This is a genomic window from Paenibacillus sp. sgz302164 (genome assembly GCF_056120505.1).
The window spans coordinates 33,015-58,775 of record NZ_JBVYOL010000037.1 but is presented as its reverse complement, the minus strand read 5'-3'; the positions used below and the strand labels follow the sequence as shown (position 1 = coordinate 58,775).

The window sequence follows — 25,761 nt, the reverse complement described above, 5'->3', positions numbered from 1 at the left end:
ACCTCTCCCTTCCTGTTCGTACTTTATGCTTAGACGCTCGCCCCCCGAAGAACCCTTCAATTAAACTTTACTTTTTTCAACGTTTACTTCTTCAACGCCCGAAAGATTGTTAATCTGTTCCAAAATCGAGACGATCACGGCAGGCTTCGGCACCGTCACGTAAAAGGTGATCCGAACCATTTTTCTCTCCCCATCGTGCTTATAATCCTCCATACCGACTTTGCGGATGTCCACCTTCAACTCGCCGAGCAGGGTTGTAACGATGCCGAGAATTCCCGGTTGGTCGACGGCAACGATGTTGATAATGCGCAGCTTTTTGCCGCTGAAATACCGCAGTTCCAATTTATTAAGGATCCACAAGCTGACCAAAACCATAAGGCAGGCGAGGACGGCCGGATAATAAAAGCCCGCGCCTACGGCAAGCCCGATTCCCGCCACCACCCAAAGCGAAGCGGCCGTCGTCAAGCCCGTGATGGATCTGCCATTGAACATAATCGTGCCCGCGCCCAAAAAGCCGATGCCGCTGATGACCTGGGCCGCCAGACGGGAAGGATCGATCCGAACGTTCACTTCGTTCACAAAGGCGCTGAAGCCGTACATCGATAACAGCATCACCAGAGCCGAACCTACGCACACCAAAATATGAGTCCGCAGCCCCGCAGCATGACTGCTGACTTCCCGTTCAAAGCCGATCAGCCCTCCTAAAAGGAGAGCCAAAAACAGCCGGATCGTAACATGCAGCTGATCGATAACCCAAGGATTCATGTTGAAATCGCTCCCTTTACGCAGTGATAACATATTGTATCGCGCTCCGCTTCGATAAGAACCTGCTTTTGATGAAAAAATCAACTCGAAGCAGGGCGTTCGAATGTCGTTAGCGCAATACCGGGGCCGACCGTAAGCGTTCTCCTTGGGGAAAAGCCGAAGCTTTCGTACAGCCGCACCGCCGGATAATTCGCCGACCCGGTCGAGACGACAAACCGGGAAGCCCCGTCCCGCTCCTGATCGGCGAGCACGAACCGCAGCAGGCTCGCGGCGATCCCCCGGCGAAAATAGTCCGGATGCACCATCATCCGGCAAATCGTCACGACCGTTCCCTCGCAGCTGTACGAGATTGCGCCAGCCAGCCTGCTTGCTCCGGCCTCTTCCGTATAATAGCCGAGGAAAGTTTCCTCCGCCGCCCGGATCGAAGCTATGCCGTCCTTGAGCGGAGGAATGTCCTCGAAGCCGATTAATTGCGCTTCCACGCGATAGGAAGCCGTTTGCAGCGACAACAGCTGCAAAATCTCCTCGTTCGTCTCCAAAGGAAGCTGCTTGATGGTCATAGTGCCGCCACCCTCCCCGATTGAAAAAAAGTGGTGCCCATATTGCGGGATCACCACTTTCTGTTTTTATTATTTGCCGTTCAGGCACTCGACGATTAATTTGTTGACGAGCCCCGGGTTGGCTTTGCCCTTCGTTTCTTTCATCACTTGTCCGACCAGGAAGCCTACAGCCTTCTCTTTGCCGGCCTTGAAATCGGCGACAGACTGCGGATTGTTGTTCACGACCTGCTCGACAACCGCCTTGATCGCGCCTTCGTCGCTAATTTGCACGAGCCCTTGCTCCTCAACGATCTTCTGCGGATCTTTACCGGTTTCGATCAGCTCCTTGAACACGGTTTTGGCGATTTTGCTGGAGATCGTGCCTTTTTCGATCAGGCCGATCATCTCGCCCAGTCCTTTGCCGGTAATTTTCACATCACCCAGTTCAAGGTTGCCCGCATTCAAATATCCGAGCAGATCGCCCATGATCCAGTTCGAGACAGCTTTGGCGTCCTTGGTGTACTGCAGGCTCTCTTCAAAGAAGTCGGCCAGCTTCATCGAGGCGGTGATGACTTCGGCGTCGTAGCCCGGAAGCCCGTGCTCGCTCGCATACCGCGCCTTGCGCGCGTCCGGCAGCTCCGGAATCGAAGCTTTGACAGCGGCCTTCCACGCATCGTCGATGTACAGGCTGACCAGATCCGGGTCCGGGAAGTAGCGGTAGTCGTGCGCCTGCTCTTTGCCGCGCATCGTCAAGGTTTTGCCCTGCGCGTCGTCCCAGCGGCGCGTTTCCTGTACGACTTCGCCGCCGCTGCGGAGAATGTCCGCCTGGCGGTATTCTTCGTACTCGAGGCCTCTCTGCACGCCGCGGAACGAGTTCATGTTCTTCAATTCGGCTCTCGTGCCGAATTTCTCCTGCCCGAACGGACGCAAGCTGATGTTGGCGTCGCAGCGCAGCGAGCCTTCCTCCATCTTGACGTCGGACACGTCGCAGTACAGCATGATCGCTTTCAGCTTCTCCAGGTAAGCGCGCGCTTCTTCCGGCGAGCGCAGGTCCGGCTCGGAGACGATCTCGATCAGCGGAGTGCCAACGCGGTTGAAGTCGACGAGCGAGGCGTAGCCGCCGTCCACGTGCGTCAGCTTGCCGGCGTCTTCTTCCAGATGGACGCGGGTGATGCCGATCCGTTTGGCGACGCCGTCCACTTCGATATCAATCCAGCCGTGCTCGCCGATAGGCTGATCGTACTGGGAGATTTGGTAAGCTTTGGGCGAATCCGGGTAAAAGTAATTTTTACGGTCGAACTTGCTGTTCGTCGCAATCGTACAGTTCAGCGCCATCGCCGCTTTCATCGCGTACTCCACCGCCTGGCGGTTCAACACAGGCAGCACGCCTGGATGACCCAAACAGACGGGACACGTATTCGTGTTCGGAGGCGCACCGAATGAAGTCGCGCAGCTGCAAAATATTTTGGATGCGGTGTGAAGCTCCACATGGACTTCCAGACCGATCACGGTTTCAAATTGGGTATCCGTCGTTGCCGTCAAAATGAATATGCCTCCTTTGGACTTGATTAGCCGCCATTATAGCTGCGGACGCTGTTTGTGGTGGTCGGTGTTCTGCTCGTAGGCATGAGCCGTGCGCAGTACCGTCGACTCGTCAAGCGCTTTGCCGATAATCTGCAGCCCGACCGGAAGCCCGTTCACGAAGCCGCAGGGCACGCTGATTGCCGGAACGCCCGCGAGGTTGACCGGAATCGTCAAAATATCGTTCAGGTACATCGTCAGCGGATCTTCCACCTGATCGCCGATTTTGAATGCCGGCGTCGGAGCCGTCGGGCCGACGATGACGTCGTATTTTTCAAACACCCGATCGAAGTCCTGCTTGATCAGGGTGCGCACTTTTTGCGCTTTCAGGTAGTAAGCGTCGTAGTAGCCGGAGCTCAGCGCGTAGGTGCCCAGCATGATGCGGCGCTTGACTTCGGGGCCGAAGCCTTCGCTGCGGGACATGTGGTACACGTCGAGCAGGCTCTGCGCGTTGTCGGAACGGACGCCGTAGCGAACGCCGTCAAAGCGGGCCAGGTTCGAGGAGGCCTCGGACGAAGCGAGCAGATAGTAAGTGGCGACGGCATGTTCGGAATGCGGCATGTCGACCTCTTCCCAGACGGCGCCGAGGCTTTCCAGCACTTTCAGCGCTTCGAGCACTTTTTCCTTCACGGCAGGGTCGATGCCTTTGCCCATATATTCTTTCGGCACGCCGATGCGCAAGCCTTTGATATCGCCTGTCAAGGCGCTCACGTAGTCGGGAATGTCCGTTTTGGCGGAAGTGGAATCCTTCGGATCGTACCCGGCAATAGCTTGCAGCAAGTAGGCGGAATCTTCCACGTTCTTGGTCAGCGGTCCGATCTGGTCCAGCGAGGACGCGAATGCGACCAGCCCGTAACGGGACACGAGGCCGTATGTAGGCTTCAACCCGACGATGCCGCAGTAGGCGGCCGGCTGGCGGATCGATCCGCCGGTGTCCGAACCGAGCGCAAAATATACTTCGCCGGCGGCAACAGCAGCGGCCGAGCCTCCGCTGGAGCCGCCCGGAACGTGCGCGGTGTTCCACGGGTTGTAGGTCGGATGAAACGCGGAGTTCTCGTTGGAGCCGCCCATCGCGAATTCATCCATGTTCAGCTTGCCTATGGTGACGGTCTGCGCCTCTTTCAGCTTGCGTACAACCGTTGCGTCGTAAATCGGGTTGTAGTTGGATAAAAATTTGCTGGCGCAGGTCGTCTTGAGACCTTCCGTCACGATATTATCCTTGAGGCCGATCGGCAGCCCGAATAAAATCCCTCTTGCGCCGCCGCCAGCGAGCTGCTCGTCCAATTGCTCTGCAGCCGCCCGGGCGTTCTCTTCATCCAGCGTCAGGAACGCCTGGATTTTCGCATCCGCTTCCCGGATTCTCTTATACGATTGATCCACAAGATCGGATACTTTCAGTTCCTTGCCGTGCAGCTTATTGTGGATTTGTTGTAAGGTAAGATCAAACAAAGACAACGACAGGCACTCCCTTCCTTAATATACGTTTTCTTACTCCAATACGGCCGGAACTTTGAACTGGCCGTCTTCTTCATCCGGCGCGTTCAACAGCACCTTCTCGATCGGCAGCGAAGGCTGCGTCACATCCTCGCGCATCACGTTCACAAGCGGCATCGCATGGCTCGTCGGAGCCACATCGTCCGTATTCAGCTCATTCAGCTGCTCGGCATATTTCAAAATCGCATTCAGCTGCCCTGTGAATTGCTCCATCTCATTGTCCGTGAGATCCAATCTGGCCAGCTTGGCAACGTGCTCGACATCTGATTTTGTAATGCTCACAATAGTCCACCCCTTTACCTTTGTTGCATATAGTCATTCTTTTCATTATAGCCCAACCATCCCCCAAAAGTGAAGCGAGCCTTTGGTCCGTCTTTGCGCCGTCTTTGCGCCGTCTTTGTGCGGCCTTTGCGCCGGGGCGCAGCAAAAGCCGCAAGCCGTACCGGCGGACGCTTGGCGCAGTCTGCCGATACGAATTTGCGGCTTGCTTCTTAAAGGTTACTGGATAAAGCCCGAATCCAGCGCCTTCGCTTTTTCATTCAACACATAATATTTCAGCTTGGCGGCAGCCAGCGCAGTTTCGTTCTGGTGAACCTTAAGCATGAATTTATCGAGATCATGCCTGGAAATGACACCCGCCGCGTAGCGGAAGCGAACCTTTTGCAAATCCGCCTGAATGTCGCTCAAATTGCGCTGCTCCGTCAGGCAAGCCTGGTAAGCGTTGCGGGCGTCGTTATAGGTCGCTTCGATTTTTTTGGTCAGCTCAAGCTTCGTTTGCGCGTTCTTTTGACCGGCGATGCCCTCATTCGCCATCAGGTATTGGCCGCCGTACGTGTTTTGCGTAACCGTATTGCCCATTTCCCACACCGCTTCATCGATATTGTTTCCGGCCATTTTCATCTGGTAGGAGCCTTTCAGCAATGTCAGCGTGTCCGTCTCGACGACCGGCTGCGGGGTGATCGGCGCGATATCCTGAATAACCTGATCGGGGTTATAGGCGATGCCGATATCCGTGCACAGCTGAACGAGAGCAAGTCGGTAATTGTTCGTCAGCAGAACGATGTCGTCCTTCTGTTTGGCGAGCGCCTTTTGCGCCGTCTGGACGTCGTCGGCCGAGGCCAGCCCCTGCTGCCGGAACATGACCGCTTTCTGCACGTCCTTCTCGATCACGGCCTGGTACTCGCGCATCAGCTCAAGCTGCTTCTTCTGGCCGAGCAATTGCGCGTACTGCGCGATCATTTGCAGCCGGATGCCGGCCTCGGCCTCATCGCTTTGCAGCAGCGAATTGCGCTGGTCGGTGCCGAGCTGATGGGCGGCCGAACGCATCTGCGCCCGCTGCGAGCTGATGATCGTGTTCATCCCGCCGGCAAGCGCCCCCATGCCCTGAAGCATTTGGTTCATGGCCGAATTTTGCACGATCGTCCACTGCAGATCGACCGGGTCTTTAATCGCCGGCATGCCCGGCGTGTTCGCGATCTCCGCCGCTGTGGCGGGCAGGTGCCCGGGCGTGAACGACGGGCCGGCCATCTGGTCCATCTGGGCCTCGAGATCCCCCTTCTTGGTGCCCTGAGCCGAATATTTCAGCGCCAGCAGAGTCAGATTATGCGAGTCTTTCAGCGCTTTGTCCAGCACATAATTCAAATCCAACGAAGCTGCGGTGTCCAGCGTCTCCGGGTACACATATACGTTCTGCACAGGGTCCTCGACCGTCGTCGTGACCGTCGTATCCGCGTAAGCGGCCGGCTGCAGTCCCGCAGCAAGGAGAAGTGCCGAAGATAGCACGATGATCGTTTTTTTCATGATGTTCGCATCCTTTCGAAAAGGTTTCAGGCTGTCAGATTCGATCCTTGCGGCAGCGCAGGCTTGCCGCCCGCTGCGGCTTGCGCCGTCTTTTTGCCGGAAAATACGACAAACCGCGTCAGCAGCATCGCGATGAAATAAGTGAGCGTTCCAGTCAGCACCAGGGCGACGCAGTCCCGCCAAATGGCGGCGAAATCGTTCCCTTTGACGAAAATGTTTCTGACGCCGTCCAAAAAGTAAGTGAGCGGCAGCATATGCCCGACGATCTGAAGCGCCCTCGGCATCGCTTCGAACGGCCAGGTGAAGCCGGAAAGCATGAATGACGGCACCGCGATCAGCATCGCCGTCTGGGTGGAGCCGAGCTGATTGCCCGAAAACAGGCTGATCAGATAACCGATGCCGCTGACGGCGAAAGTAAAGCTGAGTATGATGGCAAGCCCGGCCGGCAAGCTGCCGAACAGCGGGGCTTCGAACACGTACAGCGCGACGACGAAAGCAACGGCGGTATTAAACAGGTTGATGAGAAAATACGGCGCCGTCTTGGCGTAAGCGATCCGCCACGGATTAAGCTTCCACTCGGCGAACCTGTGCCAGGTTCCGCTGTCTTTATCTCTTGTGATCGTCAGAGCGATGCCAAGAAACAATACCTGCTGCAAAATCGCGCCCATCAAGCCGTAAAGCATGAAGTCGCTGTAATTAAACGTCGAGTTGTACAAAATGCGGTAGCGGTACGGGATCGGCGACAGGGTGTTCAGCACCTGCTCGCTTTGCAGCCCTTGCTGGAGCTGCAGCTTTTTCGCCGAATATCCCATGCTGAACGTCGTGATCACCTCGTTCGCGCCTTTGGTCGCGGCATTCGAGATCATCATGTTGCTGCCGTCGATCAAGGTCAGCAAAGGCAGCGTCTCCCCGTGCTTCAGCTTCGCTTCAAAATTGGAAGGTATGACAAGCCCGACCTTCGCTTCGCCCGATGCCAGCGCCCGCTTCACCTCGTCCTCGGAATGATATTCCTTCGTAATCCGGAACGACTCGCTCTGCTCGAACGCCTGAATAATTTGGCGGCTGAGCGGGCTTTGATCCTCGTCGATGACGACGGTAGCCATCTCCGTAACTTTGTGATGCATATAAATCGATCCGAAAAGCAGTGTGTACATAATCGGAACGATGAACAAAATGGCGAACAGACGACGGTCTTTCATGATGTGCGTCCATTCTTCCGCAATAATTCGGCCGACCCGCAGATTCATGCGCTCATCACCCTTCCGATTTGCCGTTCCACACGAGCGTCATGCCCGTTGCGGCGCTGTCCGGCAGGCTGCTCAGCTCCACCTTGACGCCGAACGAACGGATATCCGTTTCGCCTGCGCTCTGGGTCGCTTTTTTCACGGCAAAATCGGGTGCGGCGGCCACGGAAGTGACGGCGCCCTCGATTTTCTCGCCTGTCGCCAGCATCGTCATGCTGATTTTGTCGCCTGCTTTTAGGCCCGCGACGGCGGTTTCCGGCATGTAGAACTTAACCCAGCGCTTCTCCGCCGCTTCCAGCGAAAACACCGGAAAGCCCGAGCCGACCAGCTCGCCGACCTGCGCGGACTGGGATAAAATGATACCGTCGCCCGGCGCGAGCAGCTCGGTATAGCTCAAATACGTCTCGGCTTCCTGCTGCGCCGCCTTCGCCTGCTGCTCCCCGGACTGCGCGGATTTGACCGCGCCCTGAGCCTGCCGCACAGCCGCTTCGGCGGCTGTCACATCGCCCTGCCTCACCTGCACCGTCTCGCGGTTCGCCTCGGCAAGCCCGAGCGCCGCCTTCGCCTGCTCAAGAAGCGCTTCCGCTCCCCGCACCTCTTCCTCGCGCGGGCCCTCGCTGGCCATGTTGAGCTGCTGCTCGGCAAGGTCGCGCTTCGTCTTCGCTTCCTGGTAGCTCACCTTCACTTTGTCGACGTCGGCTTTGGCGACAAGGCCTTGCGCAAGCATCGCGTTCATCCGGTCCAGATTTTGCTCGGCGAGGGTGAATACCTCTTGCGCCGCCTTGTACTGAATCTCGGCCTGCTTCTTCTCTTCCGGGCGCGCGCCGTTATGCAGCGCGTCCACCTTCGCCTGCGCCGCATCGACCGCTGCCTTCGCCTGGGCGACCTGCTGCTCGGCCGTATCGGCCGTCACGGCGACGCCGGCAATGCCCTGCTGCTTCTTCGCTTCCGCCGTAGCCGCAGCCCCTTGCGCTTCGGCGATTTTGCCCTGGGCCAGCGAGACGGCCGCCTTGGCCTGGTCCACCTTCGCGGCGATTTCGCCGCTTTGCAGGCGCGCCAGCACCTGGCCTTTCTTGACGGTTTCTCCTTCTTTCACGAGAACCTCCGTAATGCGTCCGCCCACTTTGAAGCTGGCGCTAATTTCATTCGCTTCTATATAAGCAGTCGGACGGGCCTGATTCGCCGGATCGGTCTGGCTGACCGCCTGCCTGGATGTCAACAGAAATACGCTTGCGCCGATGACGAGCGCCATCACCGAATAAACCACGGGTCGAATAAATCGCATAAAAAACCCCTCCGTCATAGTTGAAGTAAACAAGTGAAAGTGGTTAGGAAGCAGTCAAGCCGTTCATGATATACAGATTCAGCATTTCGGAAATTTTGTCGTCGGTGAGCGGCGGATTGTGCTTTTCCCAATCAAACACCAGCGCGACATACATTTTGAAAATGACGAATGCGGTAATTTTCGGATCGCACGGCTTCATCGTGCCGCCGGCAATCGCCCGCTCGATTTGCCGGGTCATGAAATCGATCACTTCCGTTTCGACGCTCGCCAGAGCTTGCTGCGCCACCTGATTGCCGTACTGCTGAACCTCGTGGGACAGCTGAATCAGCAGCTCGTGCTCCTTGCGAAACAGGAGGATGCCATAGATCGCGCCGTGAATCCGTTCGGAGGTCGTCTTCCCTTCTTCGAACGACTTCTCGGCGACTGCTTTCATCTCCGCTATCAGCGACATGACGATTTCATGAAGCAGCACTTCTTTATTTTCAAAATACGTGTAGATGGTCGCCTTGCCCACCCCGGCAATTTTGGCGATCTGATCCATCGTCGTTCCTTTATAGCCGAACAGCGAAAAAGATTTTTTGGCCGATTCCATAATCATCAATTGTTTGGCATCCATCATTCGCACCTCAGAACTAAAATACTAATTTAGTTTTATGTTCGATTTCTAATTTACCATGCCTTTCCGATTTTATCAACAGAAAAAAACCTGACCCCTGTTCAAGCTCCAGGGGCCAGGTTTTCCGGCGGCAATACCCGCTTAGATCCACGCTTTCAAGCTGACTTGCTTAATGAAGTCCTCCCGCGACTGCACGTCCTTGCCGCTCTCGACCTGCACGTCCGCCGCATCGCCGTTCATAATTTTGCGGAACAGCTCGGCATTCTTCGTCGCCAGGGCAAAATCGATCAGCGTCTCCTTCTCGATACGCTCCGCTTCCTGCTGCAGCAGCACCTCTTCCAGTTCGATGTCCGCAGCCGGCACATAATAATGCTTGTTCTCCTTCGGGATGCGAATCACGTAATCGAACACGTTATCCGCATTCCGGTCGTATGCAATAATATATCCGTATTGCCCGACAGGCAGGTTTTGCTCCAAACTATCGGCAATAACAATAATTTTTTCACCAAGACGAAGCATTGGAATCCCCCCCAACCGCAAGAAGCCGACCATGTAAATGTCGAATCTTTCAAATATATGTATCTACGAATATCGTACTAAAAAAAACAGAGAGTGTCCAATGGCATACTCCCTTTTTCATTCGCTCCCGGATGAAATTTCGTAGTCGGATGAAGTTCTTGGTATAATGGTTACCATGTATCCCCTATCATTACTCTGAAAAGGAGTCCTTGCATGAGTTTAGACAGTCCCAAAGCGCCGCGTCCTTCGTTAACGGAAGGGCCGATCGGCAAAACGCTGATTTTATTTTCACTGCCCATTTTGCTCGGAAATGTGCTGCAAACGCTGAACGGATCGATCAATTCCATCTGGATCGGCAATTTTCTCGGCGAGCAGGCACTTGCGGCAACCTCCAACGCAAACATCATTATGTTCTTTTTAATCAGCGCCATATTCGGCATCGCCATGGCCGCGGTCATTTTGATCGGGCAAAATCTGGGGGCCAAAAAGGTCGAGGAAGCGAAAAAAGTCGTCGGAACAAGCTCCGTATTTTTCTTTATTCTTTCGATTGTTGTCGCCCTGATCGGGCTTATTTTTAGCCCAGTTATTCTCGATTGGATGAACACGCCCGCGGATGTGAAGGATCTCGCCGTGCCGTATACGCGCATCATGTTCGCCGGCGTGCCGTTCATGTTCGGCTTCAACCTGATTATGGCCGTTCTGCGCGGATCGGGGAACGCCAAAACCCCTTTTTACTTCCTGCTGTTGTCGGCATTCCTCGACGTCCTGCTGAACCCGCTGCTGATAAAAGGGATCGGGCCTTTTCCGGAGCTCGGCATATCCGGGTCGGCGGTCGCCACCTTTTTCGCGCAACTGCTGAGCTTCGTCCTGCTTCTGCTTTATTTGTACCGGACGAAATATTTTTTGCGCATTACGAGGAACGACACGCACATGCTGAGAATGGACTGGACGATCATCCGGGTGCTCATTCAAAAGGGGCTGCCGATGGGCTTGAATATGGTCGTCGTGTCGCTCAGCAACTTGATTCTGATTCATCTCGTCAACTCCTACGGATCGGAAGCGGCCGCCGCCTTCGGCGTAGCTATGCAAATATCGAGCTACGTGCAGATGCCGGCGATGGCGATCGGCGGAGCGGTTACCTCTATGGCCGCGCAGAACATCGGAGCCGGCAAGTGGGACCGCGTATCGCGGATTACCTGGATAGGCGTAGGAACCAACATCGTGCTCACGGGCGTGCTTGTCGGCCTGCTCCATCTGTTTAACCGTCAAGCGGTCGGGCTGTTCCTGCCGATGGAAGGCAAAGCGATCGAGCTCGGCGTGCACATCAATAACATTACGCTATGGTCCTTCATCATCTTCGGCATCTTCAACGTCGTAGCCGGAGTCGTCCGGTCCGCCGGGGCCGTCGTCTTCCCGCTGGTCGTCGCCTTTATCGCCTTGCTGCTGATCCGCAATCCGCTGGCCGTGTTCCTTGGGCATACGTACGGATTCGACGCCATCTGGTGGAGCTTCCCCATCGGCTTTATCGTCGCCGTCGTCCTGAATGTGCTCTACTATCGATTCGGCAAGTGGAAAAATACCAAAATGATGGGCAGCGTGAAGCCTGCATCCTGAAAAAAATAAAACGTCGAGCCGGATTTCATTTTCCGGTTTCGACGTTTTTTTTGCGGCGAATCAGCCTTTGACCGAGCCCACCAGCATGCCCTGGTTGAAATATTTTTGCAGGAACGGGTAAATAAGCAGCATCGGCAGCGCCGTCAGCACGACGCCGGCCATGCGGACGCCGGGACTGTATTCGAAACTGCCCATCGCGGCGATCGTTTCGTCGGGCTGGTTCAGCATTTGCCGCAGAAATACCTGCAAAGGCCATTTGTCCTGATCGCTCAAGTACAGCACGGCATTGAAATATGTGTTCCAATGCTCCACGGCGTAAAACAGCGTAATCGTGACGATGACCGGCATCGAGAGCGGGATCATGATGCTCCACAGCAGCCTGAACTCGTGGCACCCGTCCATTCGCGCCGATTCCTCCACCTCCGCGGGAACGCCCGTAAAAAAAGTGCGCATCACGATCAGGTTGAAAGGCGCGATCGCCACGGTCAGGAACAGCGCCCACATGGAGTTCAGCAGGTGCAAATTTTTCACCACAAGGTAGAGCGGAATCATGCCTCCGTTAAACAGCATGGAAAATACGATCATCAGGTTCATCCATTTTCGGCCTTTGAGCCACGACTTGGACAGCCCGTAAGCCATCAGCGTCGTGAATACCATATTGAGCAAAGTGCCGGCGCCCGTAATATAGAGCGAATTCAAGAACGATTTCATAAAAGCCGGGTTCATGAACAAATAGCCGTAGGAGTTGATCGTCCATTCGCCGGGGATCAGAAAGAAACCCCTGGTCTGAATTTCATGCTTGCTGGCGAAGGAAGTCAGAAACACGTACACGAGCGGGAACAAAATGCACAGCACGAATAAAACAAGCAGCCCGTAGACGATCGTATGAAACACCCAATCGCTGCCTCTGGCGTCATGACGGCGCATGCTAGTACACCCCTTCCTCACCGAATTGTTTGGCGATGCGGTTCACGATGACGACGAGCGCGAAGCCGATCACCGATTTGAACAAACCGACAGCCGTCGGATAGCTGAAATCGCCCTGCAAAATACCGTTCCGGTACATATAGGTGTCGAAAATTTCCGACACTTCCATGTTCGCCGGATTTTGCATCAATAAAATGTGCTCAAAGCTTAGATCGAGCACGTAGCCGATGCGGAGAATAAACAGGACGATAATGGTCGTCCGCAGCGCAGGCAGCGAGACGTGCCACATTTGCCTCCAGCGTCCGGCCCCGTCCATCACCGCCGCTTCGTACAGCGTCGGATCGACGGTCGCCAGGGCGGCAAAGAAAATGATCGCCGACCAGCCCGCTTCTTTCCACACGCTTTGCAAATTGTAGAGAAAGCGGAAATAGCCCGGATCGGTGAGCAGCTCCAGCCGGGGGTAGCCCAACTTGACCAGAAGCTGATTGATCCCGCCGTCCTGCGTAGCGAATAGCAGCACCGTAACGCTGACGACGATGACCCAGGACATGAAGTGCGGGATGTTGATGATCGTCTGCACCGCTTGGCGGAACCACGATTTGCGGACTTCATTCAGCAGCAGCGCAATGATGATCGGTGCGGGAAAAAACAAGATTAGGTTCAATCCGCTCAAATACAACGAATTGGAAAACAGCGTCCAAAAATCCGGATCGTGAAACAATTTGGCAAAATGGGCGAAGCCCACCCAATCGCTCCCGAAAAATCCGCCAAACGGATCGTATTCTTTAAAGGCGAGCAGTACGCCGAACATCGGCGCATACTTGAAAATCATAAAATATAAAAACCCCGGGATAATCATCGCATATAAAGGCAATCCCCGTTTCCAGGCGCCCGCCGATACGCTTTTCCCAAGTCCGGGCGAAGCGGCGACTGCCGTATTAGCGCTTGTCTCCACTATTTTTCCCATGCTGCTTCCTCCGTATATGGGCTGCCGTTACTTTTTATACTCCGCATTGACTTCCTCGATCATTTTGTCGCCGCCGTTTTTCTTCCAATCCGCGATAGCGTCGTCGATCGAATCTACGGAAGCTTTGCCGATAATGATCCTCGTCATCGCTTCGATCATTTTTTTGTCCAGCGTCTGCCCCGACTTGTTCATCGTCTCCGAAGAAATGCCCGCTCCCTTGTTCGGATTGCGGTATTTGGCGTTCAGCTCGAACCAGGGCTCCATCTTTTTGCGCACTTCCTCGCTATCCCACAGGCGAACCGAAATATACGGATCGAAGCGGCGGATCAGCCAGAAGGAAAGCAGGTACGCTCTGTCCGTGTCGAAGGCCGGGAGCTTCTCATACTTGCCGTCGGCGGTTTTCTTGTAATGAATGCCTTCCACGCCGTTTTTAATAAGCGTGAAGCCTTCGTCGGAGAGCATGTAATCGAACATCTCCAAGAGGCGTTCCTGTTTCTTTTTATCGATCTTGGCATTGATCACGATTTTGTTCAGCGGCACTGACGTCGTTGTGCCCTGCAGGCCTGTCGGGCCTTTGGACGGCGTCAGCTGCACCACTTCGGCGTCCGGGGAAATCTTTTTAATGGAAGGAACCGCCTGGCTGTAGACGGTGGTCGGCAGCACGTGCCCGATCCCCAGCTTGCCGGACTCGAACTTGAAGTCGGGATCTTTGATTTTGTTGACGGCAAAATCTTTATCGAGCACGTCCTCCTCGTACGCCTTGCGCAAATACGCCAGCAAGCCTTTCAGCTCGGCCGATTGCGTCTGCCACGGCACGAGCGCGCCGTTCGCCTCTTTCCAGCCGTTGGCGACGCCGAACGCAGCTTTCAGCTGATCCATAAACACGTCGGTCGTAAACGTTTGCATGCTGAAAGACAGTCCGACCGTGTCCGCCTGGCCGTTGCCGTCCGGGTCCTGCTTGGCGAAAGCTTTGGCCACCTCGTACAATTCGTCCACGGTCGTCGGCATTTTGAGGTGCAGCTTGTCCAGCCAATCTTTGCGGATCGCCATGGAATCGCGGGTTTCGGCGACATAGTAGGGCAGCCCGTAAGCTTTGCCTTTCGGATTCTCCACTTTGATCGCTTCGTCGCTCAAATATTTTTTCAAATTCGGGTATTTGTCCAGCACCGGGGCTATATCCAGAAAAATGCCCTTATCGCGCCATTTGAGAAAATCGTCGCCGGCAATCATGAACGCATCGGGAAAATCGTTGGAAGCGGCCAGCACGCCCAGCTTTTCCTTGTAGTTGTCGGCGGGAATCCACGACATTTTCAAATCGATGTTCAGCTTCTTGCCCAGCTCGTCGAGCACCGAAAATTTCTCCGGCCAGCCTCCGCCCTCATAGCTGATCGTCATCACTTTGAGGTCGAGCTTCTCTTTTTTATCCCCCGCCGGAGCCGTCGAGGCCGCCGCTGTTGACGAAGGCGCTGCGGAATTGCCTGGCGCCGTATCCGCCTGCTTTTGCGAGCAGCCCGACAACACGGCGATGGACAGCATGACGGCCGCGGAACTTTTCAACATTTTCATGGATCTACCCCCATATATAAAATTATCCTTACAGCCACAACTATAGCGAGTCACGGGGGAAATAGCCTTACGTAATCTTTCGATTTCCGAACTTATTTTACGGTTCGAAAGGCTGAATATGAAACGGAATGCGGATCGAAACGACGGTTCCCCTGCTGTGGAAGGAGGTGAGCGCGATCCCGTATCTGCTTCCGTATTTGAGCACCAGCCTGGCGTGCACATTGGACAAGCCGAGGGAATGCGGTTGAACGTACGACTCGCCCGCATGTTCCGAAATGCGCCTCAAGTGTCCTTCCAGCTCATGCAAATCCGCCTCGTCAATGCCCATCCCGTTATCGGCGATTTCCAGCACCAAATCCCGCTCCTCCATGTAAGCGCTAACGAGAATGCAGCCTGTCCCGCCCTGGGACTCGACGGCATATTTCACCGCATTTTCCACAATCGGCTGCAAGGTCAGCTTAATAATCCGCCCCTGCAAAAACTTCTCGTTCACGTAAATTTTGCTTTGAAAATGCTTCGGAAACCGGATATGGATAATTTCCAAATATTTGCGCAGAATCGACAATTCCTCTTCCAGCGTCACCTCCAGGTCGGAGAACCGGGCCGTATAGCGGTATACGTCGGACAAGTTTTGCGCCATGCGCTCGATGACCGGCACCTGCTCCAGGTAAGCGATGCTTTTGATGATGCCCAGCGAATTGTAGAGGAGATGCGGATTGATTTGATTTTGCAGCGCTTTAATGAGCGCGTCCTTTTGCTGCAGCTGCATCTGGTACTCTTTCACCTTCAAAAGCGTGTTCGTTTCCATCAGCTCGTTCAGCCTGTAAACCATGTTGTTGAAGCTGTGAAACAGCTGCTGAAATTCGTCCCGGCTCGGCGGCCCGTCGGAGCGCACATCGAGCATTCCTTTGGCCACCTGGTTCATCAGCTTTTTCAAAGTCAGGATCGGCCGGATCAGGCGGTTCGACACGATCGGAACGGCAAGCAAAATGACCAGCGTAATGATCGCCAGCACGAGAAGCACCGATGAGCGGGCCGCGCTCAGCCCTGCCGCCATTTCTTCGAAAGGCGCCATCGAGACGGTTTCCCAGCCCGTCAAGCTCGAAGGATAATGGGCGATCAAATATTGTTTGCCTTGATACTGCCCGAGAAACATGTGCTGCCCTTCCGGCAGCGCCACCTCCTTCAAGGGAGTCCGGCTGACGGCCGCCCCGTTCCACGCATCCTTCGGGTAATAAATCACCTTTTGCCGGTCCGCCGATAAAATAAAAAACATGCCCGACTCGCCGAGCCTGGAGCTTTGAAAAGCCGCCTGCAGTTCGGCCAACGAAATGTCGATGATCAAATTGCCGATTAATGTCAAGTTGACTTTATCGTAAACGGGAAGCCGGATGGACAGCACAGGCTGGCCGTTGGCCTCGTCGTAATGCGCTGCATGCGTTTCGAACACTTGCATTTTGTCCGTAAGCGGCAGGCCGTACCAGGGCTCCAGATCGTATTGCGGCGGTTTCCCCGTCGATTGGGACATCGAGATGACCGCCTTTTGGCCGGAAACGAGAAAAATGTTGCGGATTTCGGGATAATTCAAGGCCATGTACCGCCTCAATTCATGCTCCGCATCCTGATCGTCCAGATTGGTAGCGTTTCCAGAGACGAGCCACTTTTGCACGACATCGCTGCCCGCCAGGCTTTGGACGGATTGGGCGAAGCCCCGGAAATAAAAATCCAAATGATAGTTCAGCCTGACAATGGCTTCGTACGAAATGTTCTCGAACTGCTTCTTGGCTTCTTTGCCGTAATAATAATTGGAGAAAAGAACTACCAGCAGCAGCGAAATGACGCTGATTCCGTAAAAGGCGAGCACCATGACCGCGCGGATCGACAGTTTCGGCAAGAGCGCTTTCATCATTACACACCCAGTTTTTTCCGGTATTCGGCCGGGGTCATCCCTACCAGCTCTTTGAACATCCGGTTGAAGTAAGGCATCGAATTGTAGCCGACCATGCCGGCGATCTCGTATATTTTCAAATCGGCCTCCTGCAGCAGCTGCTTCGCCTTTTCCATGCGCACCTCGTTCAAATAATGGAGGCAGGTTTTGCCGGTCACTTTTTTAAACAACGTGCTGAAGTAAGAAACGCTCAAATGCGCCATATCCGCAAGCCGGGCAAGCGAAAAGTCGTCATAGTAATTGGCCTTGATATGTTCGCATACCTTCAGCACCGCCGCATTCACATTGTGGTTGGCATACTCCGTGTAGCTCAAAATCCAGGCTTCCGCAAGCTCGCGAAAGTGCTTATGCACGCCCTTCTCCTCTTTTTCCGCAAAAGGAACGGCGGGCCGGGACGGCTGGATGCCCTGCAGCAGCTCGTTCATTTTAAACGACAGCAGCGACAGCGCGTTTTTGCCGATTCCCGGCTCGCGGGCTTTTAATCTTAGCAGACTCGCCACGAGACTTTGCGTCTCCTGGAGCTGCCTCTGCTGATTGAGCCCGGGAAATTGATCGATAAAGTGCTGAATTTTGAAAATGTACTCGCGGTATTCGGCCGTCTTCTCCAGACGAAGCAAGGAGCGCTGCAGCGCATCGTGCAGCTCTTGCTTGTCCACCGGCTTGAGGAGATACTCCGAGATACCGAAGCGCATCGCCTGTTTCGCATATTGAAAATTGTCGTAGCCGCTCAAAATGACGACCATGACCGGAAGCTGCTGCGCATAAATCTGCTCGCTGAGCCAGAGCCCGTTTTTCTTCGGCATCATAATATCGGTGACCACGATCCCCGGCCAGCTTTGCTGAATGAAATTCCACGCCTCCTCGCCGTTGTCCACAGCGCCAATAACCGTAAACCGGGGATTCAACTCCTCGATCATTTCCACGACGGCATCGCGAATCCATACTTCATCTTCCGCAACCAGCACTTCGAACAACCCGATCCCTCCCTTATGTCTGTATGGTGAAGCCTGTTATTGGGGCATCTGCCAAAAAAAGCGGTCCTTGAAAAGAACGCCCGTCAAATATTGGATCGTGTGCGGGTCCAGCGTATCGTGCATCTCCTGCAAAATATGCTGCCGCCGATACATATCCGCGGACATGCGAATGCGGGCATGGTGATTGTCGGCATCAAGCAGCAGAATCCGCTCTTGTCGATCGCTATGCCACGGCAGCCACGGGGTCAGGCCGGACTGCTCTCCGTTCGGATCTCCGGTATGCAATAAATTGCCCAAATATGTCATCATGCGTTCCGACAATTCCATTCTTCCGGGCTTATTGCGAGGCGTGTAATAAGCTCCGGGATGCAGCCTGTTCAGCATGCCTTCTTCATGGCCGGTCCAAAAATCGACATCGGCTCCGTGCGAAGAACCGAACAGTTCCAGCAGCGGCGAAGCGACGACTTCGCTGTTCGCCCCCCAGGCAAACCGGAAAACATACACCGGAGGCGGAGCCGCGGACTCGTGAAGCGCCTCGGCGACAGCGTCGGCGTTAAAGCCCGCATACAGCTTGCTGCCGAAAGTCTTGGCGAGAGTGTACAGCGCGAGCTTGTGAGGATCTTCCAGCAGCTTGCCTGTCTGGAGATCGCTCAGAAAAGCCGGATCGAAGGACAAAAATCCGGAAAATTCGTCCAGCGTCGAGCCGACGATCATCGGAACTCTACGGTATGATTCTTCCTTAAGCAGCTGAAATCCCGCTTCAGGGATGACATAGCCGTCCTTGAACAGATGCGGGAACCGGTTCATCCTGATTTGCCCGGGACCGACGAGCGGCAAAAACTCCTCGCCGCTCCGGCTTCTCAGATAGGCGGCGACATCCCGCGCATCGCTGCTGCGAAGCCACCGCTCGGCCTCCGCGGGCGAGTCCGCCCGGCCGTCCCTGAGGAGCGCCAGGCCGGCGACTTCGTCGGCAAACCGCTCGCCGGGCCCGGTTTCGGCCAGCGTCATGCCGCCGCTCAGGCATACGGCCTTCGCGTACAGGCCCGCCGCCAGCGGAGAAATCGTGAGCGCCATAATGTTCCGCGCACCCGCCGATTGGCCGGCCACCGTCACATTGCCGGGATCGCCGCCAAATGAACGAATATGGTCCTGCACCCAGTGCAGCGCCTGAATGATGTCCAGCAGCCCGTAATTGCCGGAATCGTCGAGCGGATCGCCCGTCGCCAAAGCTTTGCTGCGAAACCAGCCCATCGCGCCCAGGCGGTAATTGATCGACACAATGACACTGTCCGTACACCGGCACAACACATCGCCTTTGAACTCTTCGCCCGAAGCATTCATGTTCCCGCCGCCGTGAACAAATACGAGAACGGGCAAATGCACGCGGTCGTGGGCCGGTCTCCACAGATTGAGATACAAGCAGTCTTCGCTGCCGATGGCTGTCCCGTCCGGCCATTGCAGTTGAAGCGAACAGGACGCAAACCGCTTTGCCTCCCGCACGCCTTCCCAAGCGTCCGGCTGCTGCGGCGCTCGCCACCGCAGCTCGCCGACCGGCGGTTTGGCGTAAGGGATGCCCAGCCATGCCCATATCCCGCGCTCCGCGTCTTCCACACCTTCTACGATACCGCTGCGCGTTGTTTGGCGGATGCCGTATTGAAAATTATAAGTATCCATAGACTCGCCCCCCTGTTAAAATATAGAAATGAATCCACTATAAACGGTTTTGAGCTGCACGTGGAGAATCAATCTTGCGAAAACATACTCTAATCTACTATATACACTACCATGCATTCGAAAGGGCTGTCGAAAAAAAGAGTATGCCGAACTCAATGAGCAAGATGACCAATACGCAAATGATTCTGCTGATCGGACTAATCTGCGCGGTCATGACCGGTTTCCGGTTATTGTGGATCGCCTTTCAGACAGTACCTGCGCATCCGCTTGCCGCACATGGCGTCCTGGATCTCCGGAGCATGAGCGCCGACGTCACCGCCCCCATTCCGCTGGAAGGCGAATGGGAGTTTTACCCGCAGCAATGGTTGATGCCCGGCGAGGGCGGCGGACCCGCACCGGCTGCGAATCCGACATACCTTCGCGTCCCGGGCAAATGGGACAGCGCGATCTCGTCCGGCGCCGGCGCACGCGGCTACGGAACGTACCGCCTGCTCGTCCGGACCCGCGATAACCGGGATACGCTGTACGGTATCCGGGTATTGGAAGAGGCCAGCGCCTCCGACATTTACGTGAACGGCCATTTGATCGGCGGCAACGGGCGGCCGGCCGCGTCGCAAGCACTGCACAAAGCCGGAAACGCGCCTTATTCCGTATATTTCACGGCGAACGGAAATACGATCGAGATCCTCATGCATGTATCCAATTACGAGTTCGCGCGCGGCGGAGGCCTCGTCGGTTCGGTGAAATTCGGCACGGCCGAAGCCATTCAGCGCCAATCGCTGTTCTACATCTCCACAAACATGATAGCCGCCATCGTTATGTTTCTGTACGGATTCTGCGCCTTCATCCTGTATTTGCTCCGCAACAGAGTCAGGGTGCTGCTTTATTTCTCGCTGCTTCTGTTCAGCGGGGCAGGCACGATCATGACGAACTATGAGAAGCTGCTGCTGGCCGCAGTACCCTCCCTCAGTTTCGAATGGTCCATGAAGCTCCAGTATCTTTCTTATTGCGGCACGGCGCTGTCCGTCATTCTTTTTTTGAAGCATCTGTTTCCGGAGTACGGGAAAGCCGGATACATCTCCCGGTCCATTGCGGTATGCGGCGCAATCACGCTGCTCTGCTTGTTCGTTCCGGGCTCGTACGTGATCGCGGTCCGACCGCTGTTCGTATTGCTGACCGCGGCATCGGCAATCATCGTTCCCGTCTTTTATATCCGCGAAGCCTGGAAAAGAAACGAAGGCTCCTTCTATATGCTGCTCGGAGCATGCGGCACCCTTTCCCATACGATATGGAGCGTAGTGGCCAACGTGGGATTGAACGAGACCGCTTATTACCCGTTCGACTTGATTGTTTCTTTCTTCAGCCTGGCCTTATTCTGGTCCGTCAAATTTTTCCGGGCCACCGCGGACACGAAACAGCTAGCGGAAGCGCTCCAGCAAGCGGACCGCAACAAGGACGAGTTTCTCGCCGTTACTTCTCATGAACTGCGCAATCCGCTTCACGGAATGATCAATATTGCCCGGACCGTCATCGATACCGCCAAGCATTTGCTGGACGACAAGCATATCAAAGATTTGGAACTGCTCATCTCCGTCGGGCGGCGGATGTCTTTTCTGCTGAACGACCTTATGGACCTGGACCGCCTGAAAGCGAACGACGTCCGGCTTGAAATCGCGAGCACCCGCGTACAGCCGGTAGCCTCGGTCGTCCTGGACATGCTGCAATTTATGACCGAAGGCAAAATCATTCGCCTGGTAAATGAAATACCCGCCGGGTTCCCGGCCGTAAAAGCCGACGAAAACCGGCTGCAGCAAATTTTGTTCAATCTGATCCACAATGCGGTCAAATATACGCATGAAGGATCGATTTCGGTCAGCGCGGAGCTGCGGGGCGGAATGGCACATATCCATGTCCACGATACCGGGAGCGGCATGGACGAAGAGATGCAGCGAAAAATTTTCCAGCCCTACGAGCGCGGCGACGCCAACTTTACGGACTCGGAAGGGGGCCTCGGTCTCGGATTAAGCATCTGTACCCGGCTAATTGAAATGCATGGCGGAACCTTGACGGTTCGCTCGCAGCCGGGTCTCGGCTCGGTATTTACGTTCACGCTGCCGCTGGCGGAAGCTGCCGATCAACCGGTCGCCTCCGATGACGAAGAGCTGCTTGCAGCTCATTCGGGCCGGGAAACCGCAGTTGCAGCCGCAGCCGCAGCCGCCGTATCCGTTCCCGCCAAAGAGCCTTTCTTTTTGCCGATCGGGCACATGTTTGGAAAATCGAGGATTTTGGTCGTAGACGACGATGCGGTCAACCTGAAAATTTTGCACAACCTGCTTTCCGCCGAGTCGTACGACGTCGTCACCGCGACGAGCGGCCGCGAAGCGTTGGCGCTGCTGCATGCGGGCTACTGGGATCTCGTCATATCCGACGTGACGATGCCCCGCATGTCCGGCTACGAGCTGACCCGCGCTGTTCGCGAGCGCTTCTCCATCTCGGAGCTTCCGGTTCTGCTGCTCACCGCGAGAAATCGGCCGGAGGACGTGTCGATGGGCTTTTTATCCGGGGCCAACGATTACGTTACGAAACCGCTGGATGCGTTGGAGCTTAAATTCAGGGTCAGCACCTTGACGAACCTGAACCGCTCGTTCCGCGAACGCCTCAATCTGGAAGCCGCGTGGCTGCAAGCTCAGATCAAACCGCACTTTCTCTTTAACGCCTTGAACTCGATTGCCGCGCTCAGCGAATTCGATATGGCGCGCATGCGGGACCTGCTGGAAGCGTTCACCCAGTATTTGCGCGCAAGCTTCGACTTCCACAACCAGGACCAGCTCATTCCTCTGGAGCATGAATTGGAACATGTACGTTCTTATTTGTCCATTGAAAAAGAGCGGTTCGAGGACCGGCTCGAGACCGTTTGGGAGCTGAACGGAGGGCAGCATCTGCTGGTGCCGCCGCTATCGGTTCAACCTCTCGTAGAAAACGCCGTCCGCCACGGCATCATGGGGCACGCGAAAGGGGGAACCCTCTGGATACGGGTCATCGAGCAAGCGGACGGAACGAAAATTGCCGTATCGGACAACGGCGTTGGAATGACCGAGGAGCGACTACAGGAGGTGCTGAACAGAACTACGGATGAACGCCAAGGGGTCGGCCTGTACAACCTGGATCGCCGCCTCAAGCAGTTGTTCGGCCAAAGCCTGAACGTCCGCAGCGAACCGGGTCACGGCACCACTGTGACGATGTTCATCCCGGATCAGTCAACCGGGCGGGGGCGAGATTGACGTTTTCACATCTCAGATTCCAAAACGAGGTGTTTTAATATGAAAAGATCGATTAACAAAATGACGGAAATTTTCAGAAAAAATGCAGGATCGCCACAAAGTAAAGAGTTCACGAATAAGATAAAAAGCTTATTAGATCAATACAAGAGTCTTTTTGACGATGATTGCCCTTATGTGCTTAATGACAGATTATCCGAGAGACAAATCAAGCAGTTTGAAGCCTCGGCAAACGTTGTATTGCCTCAAGACTACAAAGATTTCTTACTAAACATCGGGGATGGTGGGAGATATGAAAGACAGTTCCCTTTGTCCTTATCGCATGCAAAAGAGTGTATGGAAACTTGTTTACGTAAGTCTGCCGGCTTTGAATACATGAGTCTGCCATTTAGTTTGGAAACCTGCAGCAAGCATTTTGATGATAACTTTAACGATGAAGATGACGATGTTACAGATGAAGAATACGAAAGGACAGTCGCAGAGGCACTGCAAGGCACAATCACTTTACATAACGACGGTTGCGGCTACTTTATAGTTCTGGTTGTATCAGGTGAATTGGCCGGAAAATTGTTTTACATAGATACATGTCACGGACAAGGTGTATATAAAGTTAGCGATTCGTTTGAAGATTATTATGTGAAATGGCTTAATCGTAAAATCACGGAGCGATCCGCTTATTTGGAACAGAACGATCGATTTGAATGCATCATTACCAAAATAAAGCTGGGCGGAAATGTTAGAGATTTAGAGGTGAAAAAGGTACAAAACGGTGTTAAGTTCCAGTTTGAGTTTTTCTGTCCAAATGATTTTGTGCGGGAAGGCGGGTATTCCGAATTAACTCAAATCAACGACAAATTAGTAGTCTCCTTATACATGGAGCATAAATCGTACAGTCCTTTGGAGCTCGTAAAGCTGGAGAATAATACGACTCTGGATTCTATTGAGCAAATAAAACTCATCGGGAATAGGTCCGAGCATGTCGTGAGCGGGCAGGTTAACAGGCTTTTTAAATATGATATGGGGCAAAATGCTTTCCCCTTGTATATTGAAACGCTGAAACAGGAAGTTTTAATTCAAGGAGTTGCTGTTCCAAATCTATCGATTGGAGATACCGTACAGGTAAAAGGCAGATTATGCGGATCGGTATATAAAATTACACGGCATAAATAAAAGGACAACCCTGAAGGTTGCCCCAAAACTCATCAGCCTTTGACCGCTCCCGCGACCATGCCTTTAATAATGTATTTTTGCATGAACAGGAAAAATAGGATCGGCGGTGTCGTTGTAAATACGACTGCGGTCAAGGCGTAGTTCCATTCGCTTTTGTACTGTCCGAAAAACTTGTAGGAAGCAAGCTGCAAAGTCGCTTCTTTGCCGTTGAGCATGATGAGCGGCAGCAGGAAGTCGTTCCAGATCCACATCACATTCAAAATCGCCACCGTGCTGATGACCGGCACCATGATCGGAAACACGATCCGGTAAAAGATGCGGTACGACGAACAGCCGTCGATGGATGCGCACTCTTCGAGCTCCAGCGGTATCGATTTGACGAAACCGTGGAACATGAAAATCGCCAACGGGCAGCCCAGTCCCCAGTAGATCACATTGAGACCGTTCAGGCTGTTGATGAGATGCAGTTCTTTGGACAGCTTGGTCAGCGTAATCATGAACGATTGAAACGGCAGCATCATCGGCGCGATCGCCAGGAAGAACAGGAATGTGCTGAGCCTGCTTTTTGTGCGGGACAGCTTGTAGCCGGCCATCGAGCCGAAAATGAGAATGCCGATTACGCTTACGGCCGTTATAAACAAGGTGTTCAGGAACAGCTTCGGATAATTCATCAAATCCCACACCTGCGCATAATTGTCCAGGCTGAAATGGCGCGGGAGGCTGACCACATTCGTCACGACTTCGGTGTAATCCTTGAACGTATTGATGACGACGAGAAACAGCGGATACAGGAAAACGCAGGTGAGCAGGATGACGACGATTTCGAGCAGCAGCAAATTTCTTTTGTTGCGCCTGGTCATGCTTCCACTTCCTTGCTTTTAAAATATTTCACCTGGACGACGGTAATGAACAGGATGAGGAGGACAAAAAGCAGCGATTTGGCCGTCGCATAACCGAAACGGTTGTTGACGAACGCTTCATTATAAATGTCGAGCGTTATGCTGGTAGTCGTCCCGCCCGGCCCGCCGTAGGTGAGCGTATAAATGATATCGAACACTTTGAGCGAGTTCGCAATTGTCAGGAAGAAGGCGACGGTCAAGGAAGGCATGAGCAAAGGCAGCGTAATTTTGAAAAAACGTTCGAATCCTTCCACACCGTCGATGGCAGCCGCTTCGTTCAACTCCGATGGAATGGACTGCAGCCCCGTTATATAAATCATCATGTAGAAGCCGATGGATTGCCAGATGCTGACGAGCACAATCGAGACAAAAGCGAGATGCTGTTCGCCGAGCCAGCTCCATTGCAGCAGCTCCAGATGGGTAACCGCATAAAGAGCGTCAAAAACACGCGTAAATATGAATTTCCAAATAAATCCAATAATCACCAGACTTATGATGTTCGGCACGAAAAAGGCCGCGCGAAGCACGCCTCTAGACTTGAGCGCTTTTGTTAAAACAACGGCTAACGCAATCGCGATCACGTTGGTCAACACCACGTTCAATACGGCGTACAGCAAGGTGAACAGCAGCGCTTTCAGCGCCCCCGTATCGGTCGTAAACAGCTCGGTAAAGTTATCGAGCCCGATGAACCGGATGTTTTTGCCGACTCCATTCCATTTGGTAAGCGAATAATAGAGCGACATGAGAAACGGAGCGACGGCGGCAAGCACAATAAAGGCGAGAGCCGGTGTTACAAAAACAAAAAATTCCGTGTAATTTTTGACCGATTTCGTTAATACTTTCATCACGTTCACTCCGGTATCCGTGGTTTTTTGCCTGAATCAAGCCGGAAGAACACTTC

Annotated in this window: 21 protein-coding genes; 3 read left to right on the top strand and 18 right to left on the bottom strand. The window is 54.2% G+C overall.

Features of this window, described 5'->3' with window-relative positions; all coding sequences use genetic code 11:
• Window positions 1-60 precede the first annotated feature (60 nt).
• The 10 genes from AC0LWT_RS35415 to AC0LWT_RS35370 form a co-directional block, all read right to left on the bottom strand.
• Entirely contained in the window at window positions 61-765 is a 705-nt protein-coding gene (locus AC0LWT_RS35415; RefSeq protein WP_474686467.1) for an MgtC/SapB family protein, read from the bottom strand.
• Window positions 766-845: 80 nt separating this feature from the next.
• Entirely contained in the window at window positions 846-1,325 is a 480-nt protein-coding gene (locus AC0LWT_RS35410) for a GNAT family N-acetyltransferase (protein ID WP_474686465.1), read from the bottom strand.
• Between the two features lie 69 nt (window positions 1,326-1,394).
• Window positions 1,395-2,846 (bottom strand): Asp-tRNA(Asn)/Glu-tRNA(Gln) amidotransferase subunit GatB, encoded by a 1,452-nt coding sequence (gene gatB, locus AC0LWT_RS35405; protein ID WP_474686463.1) that lies wholly within the window; start codon window positions 2,844-2,846, stop codon window positions 1,395-1,397.
• 36 nt (window positions 2,847-2,882) lie between these two features.
• The gene (gene gatA, locus AC0LWT_RS35400; protein ID WP_474686461.1) at window positions 2,883-4,340 is read right to left on the bottom strand and encodes an Asp-tRNA(Asn)/Glu-tRNA(Gln) amidotransferase subunit GatA; all 1,458 of its coding nucleotides are present in this window, start codon (window positions 4,338-4,340) and stop codon (window positions 2,883-2,885) included.
• A gap of 33 nt (window positions 4,341-4,373) precedes the next feature.
• Complete coding sequence (gatC, locus tag AC0LWT_RS35395) at window positions 4,374-4,661, bottom strand: Asp-tRNA(Asn)/Glu-tRNA(Gln) amidotransferase subunit GatC (protein WP_474686459.1); 288 nt, start codon at window positions 4,659-4,661, stop codon at window positions 4,374-4,376.
• A 216-nt stretch (window positions 4,662-4,877) separates the two neighbouring features.
• The gene (locus AC0LWT_RS35390) at window positions 4,878-6,179 is read right to left on the bottom strand and encodes a TolC family protein (RefSeq protein WP_474686457.1); all 1,302 of its coding nucleotides are present in this window, start codon (window positions 6,177-6,179) and stop codon (window positions 4,878-4,880) included.
• Between the two features lie 26 nt (window positions 6,180-6,205).
• Complete coding sequence (locus AC0LWT_RS35385) at window positions 6,206-7,426, bottom strand: ABC transporter permease (RefSeq protein WP_474686455.1); 1,221 nt, start codon at window positions 7,424-7,426, stop codon at window positions 6,206-6,208.
• 7 nt (window positions 7,427-7,433) lie between these two features.
• On the bottom strand, window positions 7,434-8,708 hold the full coding sequence (locus AC0LWT_RS35380; protein ID WP_474686453.1) for an HlyD family secretion protein: 1,275 nt from the start codon (window positions 8,706-8,708) through the stop codon (window positions 7,434-7,436).
• 43 nt (window positions 8,709-8,751) lie between these two features.
• Window positions 8,752-9,327 carry a TetR/AcrR family transcriptional regulator gene (locus AC0LWT_RS35375; protein ID WP_474686451.1) on the bottom strand — a complete coding sequence of 192 codons (576 nt, stop codon included), beginning with the start codon at window positions 9,325-9,327 and terminating at the stop codon, window positions 8,752-8,754.
• Between the two features lie 138 nt (window positions 9,328-9,465).
• On the bottom strand, window positions 9,466-9,843 hold the full coding sequence (locus tag AC0LWT_RS35370; protein WP_474686449.1) for an ATPase: 378 nt from the start codon (window positions 9,841-9,843) through the stop codon (window positions 9,466-9,468).
• Window positions 9,844-10,056: 213 nt separating this feature from the next.
• Between AC0LWT_RS35370 and AC0LWT_RS35365 the strand changes: the two genes are divergently transcribed.
• Window positions 10,057-11,457, top strand: a complete 1,401-nt coding sequence (locus tag AC0LWT_RS35365; RefSeq protein ID WP_474686447.1) for an MATE family efflux transporter — start codon at window positions 10,057-10,059, stop codon at window positions 11,455-11,457.
• Window positions 11,458-11,517: 60 nt separating this feature from the next.
• Here AC0LWT_RS35365 and AC0LWT_RS35360 read toward each other — a convergent pair whose 3' ends face one another.
• The 6 genes from AC0LWT_RS35360 to AC0LWT_RS35335 form a co-directional block, all read right to left on the bottom strand.
• A complete protein-coding gene (locus AC0LWT_RS35360) occupies window positions 11,518-12,384 on the bottom strand; it encodes a carbohydrate ABC transporter permease (protein ID WP_474686445.1) in 867 nt (288 codons plus the stop codon).
• A gap of 1 nt (window position 12,385) precedes the next feature.
• Entirely contained in the window at window positions 12,386-13,351 is a 966-nt protein-coding gene (locus tag AC0LWT_RS35355) for an ABC transporter permease (protein ID WP_474686443.1), read from the bottom strand.
• A gap of 27 nt (window positions 13,352-13,378) precedes the next feature.
• A complete protein-coding gene (locus AC0LWT_RS35350) occupies window positions 13,379-14,917 on the bottom strand; it encodes an extracellular solute-binding protein (protein ID WP_474686441.1) in 1,539 nt (512 codons plus the stop codon).
• A gap of 97 nt (window positions 14,918-15,014) precedes the next feature.
• Entirely contained in the window at window positions 15,015-16,826 is a 1,812-nt protein-coding gene (locus tag AC0LWT_RS35345) for a sensor histidine kinase (RefSeq protein WP_474686439.1), read from the bottom strand.
• Window positions 16,826-17,830, bottom strand: coding sequence for a helix-turn-helix domain-containing protein (locus AC0LWT_RS35340; RefSeq protein ID WP_474686490.1), 1,005 nt, complete (start codon window positions 17,828-17,830; stop codon window positions 16,826-16,828). Before AC0LWT_RS35340 ends, AC0LWT_RS35345 begins: the two co-directional genes overlap by 1 nt.
• Window positions 17,831-17,875: 45 nt before the next feature.
• Entirely contained in the window at window positions 17,876-19,513 is a 1,638-nt protein-coding gene (locus tag AC0LWT_RS35335) for a carboxylesterase/lipase family protein (protein ID WP_474686437.1), read from the bottom strand.
• Window positions 19,514-19,668: 155 nt separating this feature from the next.
• Here AC0LWT_RS35335 and AC0LWT_RS35330 point away from each other — a divergent pair, with 155 nt between their 5' ends.
• The gene (locus AC0LWT_RS35330) at window positions 19,669-22,794 is read left to right on the top strand and encodes a hybrid sensor histidine kinase/response regulator (RefSeq protein WP_474686435.1); all 3,126 of its coding nucleotides are present in this window, start codon (window positions 19,669-19,671) and stop codon (window positions 22,792-22,794) included.
• 39 nt (window positions 22,795-22,833) lie between these two features.
• Window positions 22,834-23,961 (top strand): SMI1/KNR4 family protein, encoded by a 1,128-nt coding sequence (locus AC0LWT_RS35325; protein ID WP_474686433.1) that lies wholly within the window; start codon window positions 22,834-22,836, stop codon window positions 23,959-23,961.
• Window positions 23,962-23,993: 32 nt separating this feature from the next.
• Here the strand turns inward: AC0LWT_RS35325 and AC0LWT_RS35320 are convergent, their stop codons facing one another.
• Both AC0LWT_RS35320 and AC0LWT_RS35315 read right to left on the bottom strand, forming a co-directional pair.
• Window positions 23,994-24,821 (bottom strand): carbohydrate ABC transporter permease, encoded by an 828-nt coding sequence (locus AC0LWT_RS35320; protein WP_474686431.1) that lies wholly within the window; start codon window positions 24,819-24,821, stop codon window positions 23,994-23,996.
• Complete coding sequence (locus tag AC0LWT_RS35315; protein ID WP_474686429.1) at window positions 24,818-25,705, bottom strand: carbohydrate ABC transporter permease; 888 nt, start codon at window positions 25,703-25,705, stop codon at window positions 24,818-24,820. Before AC0LWT_RS35315 ends, AC0LWT_RS35320 begins: the two co-directional genes overlap by 4 nt.
• Between the last annotated feature and the right edge of the window lie 56 nt (window positions 25,706-25,761).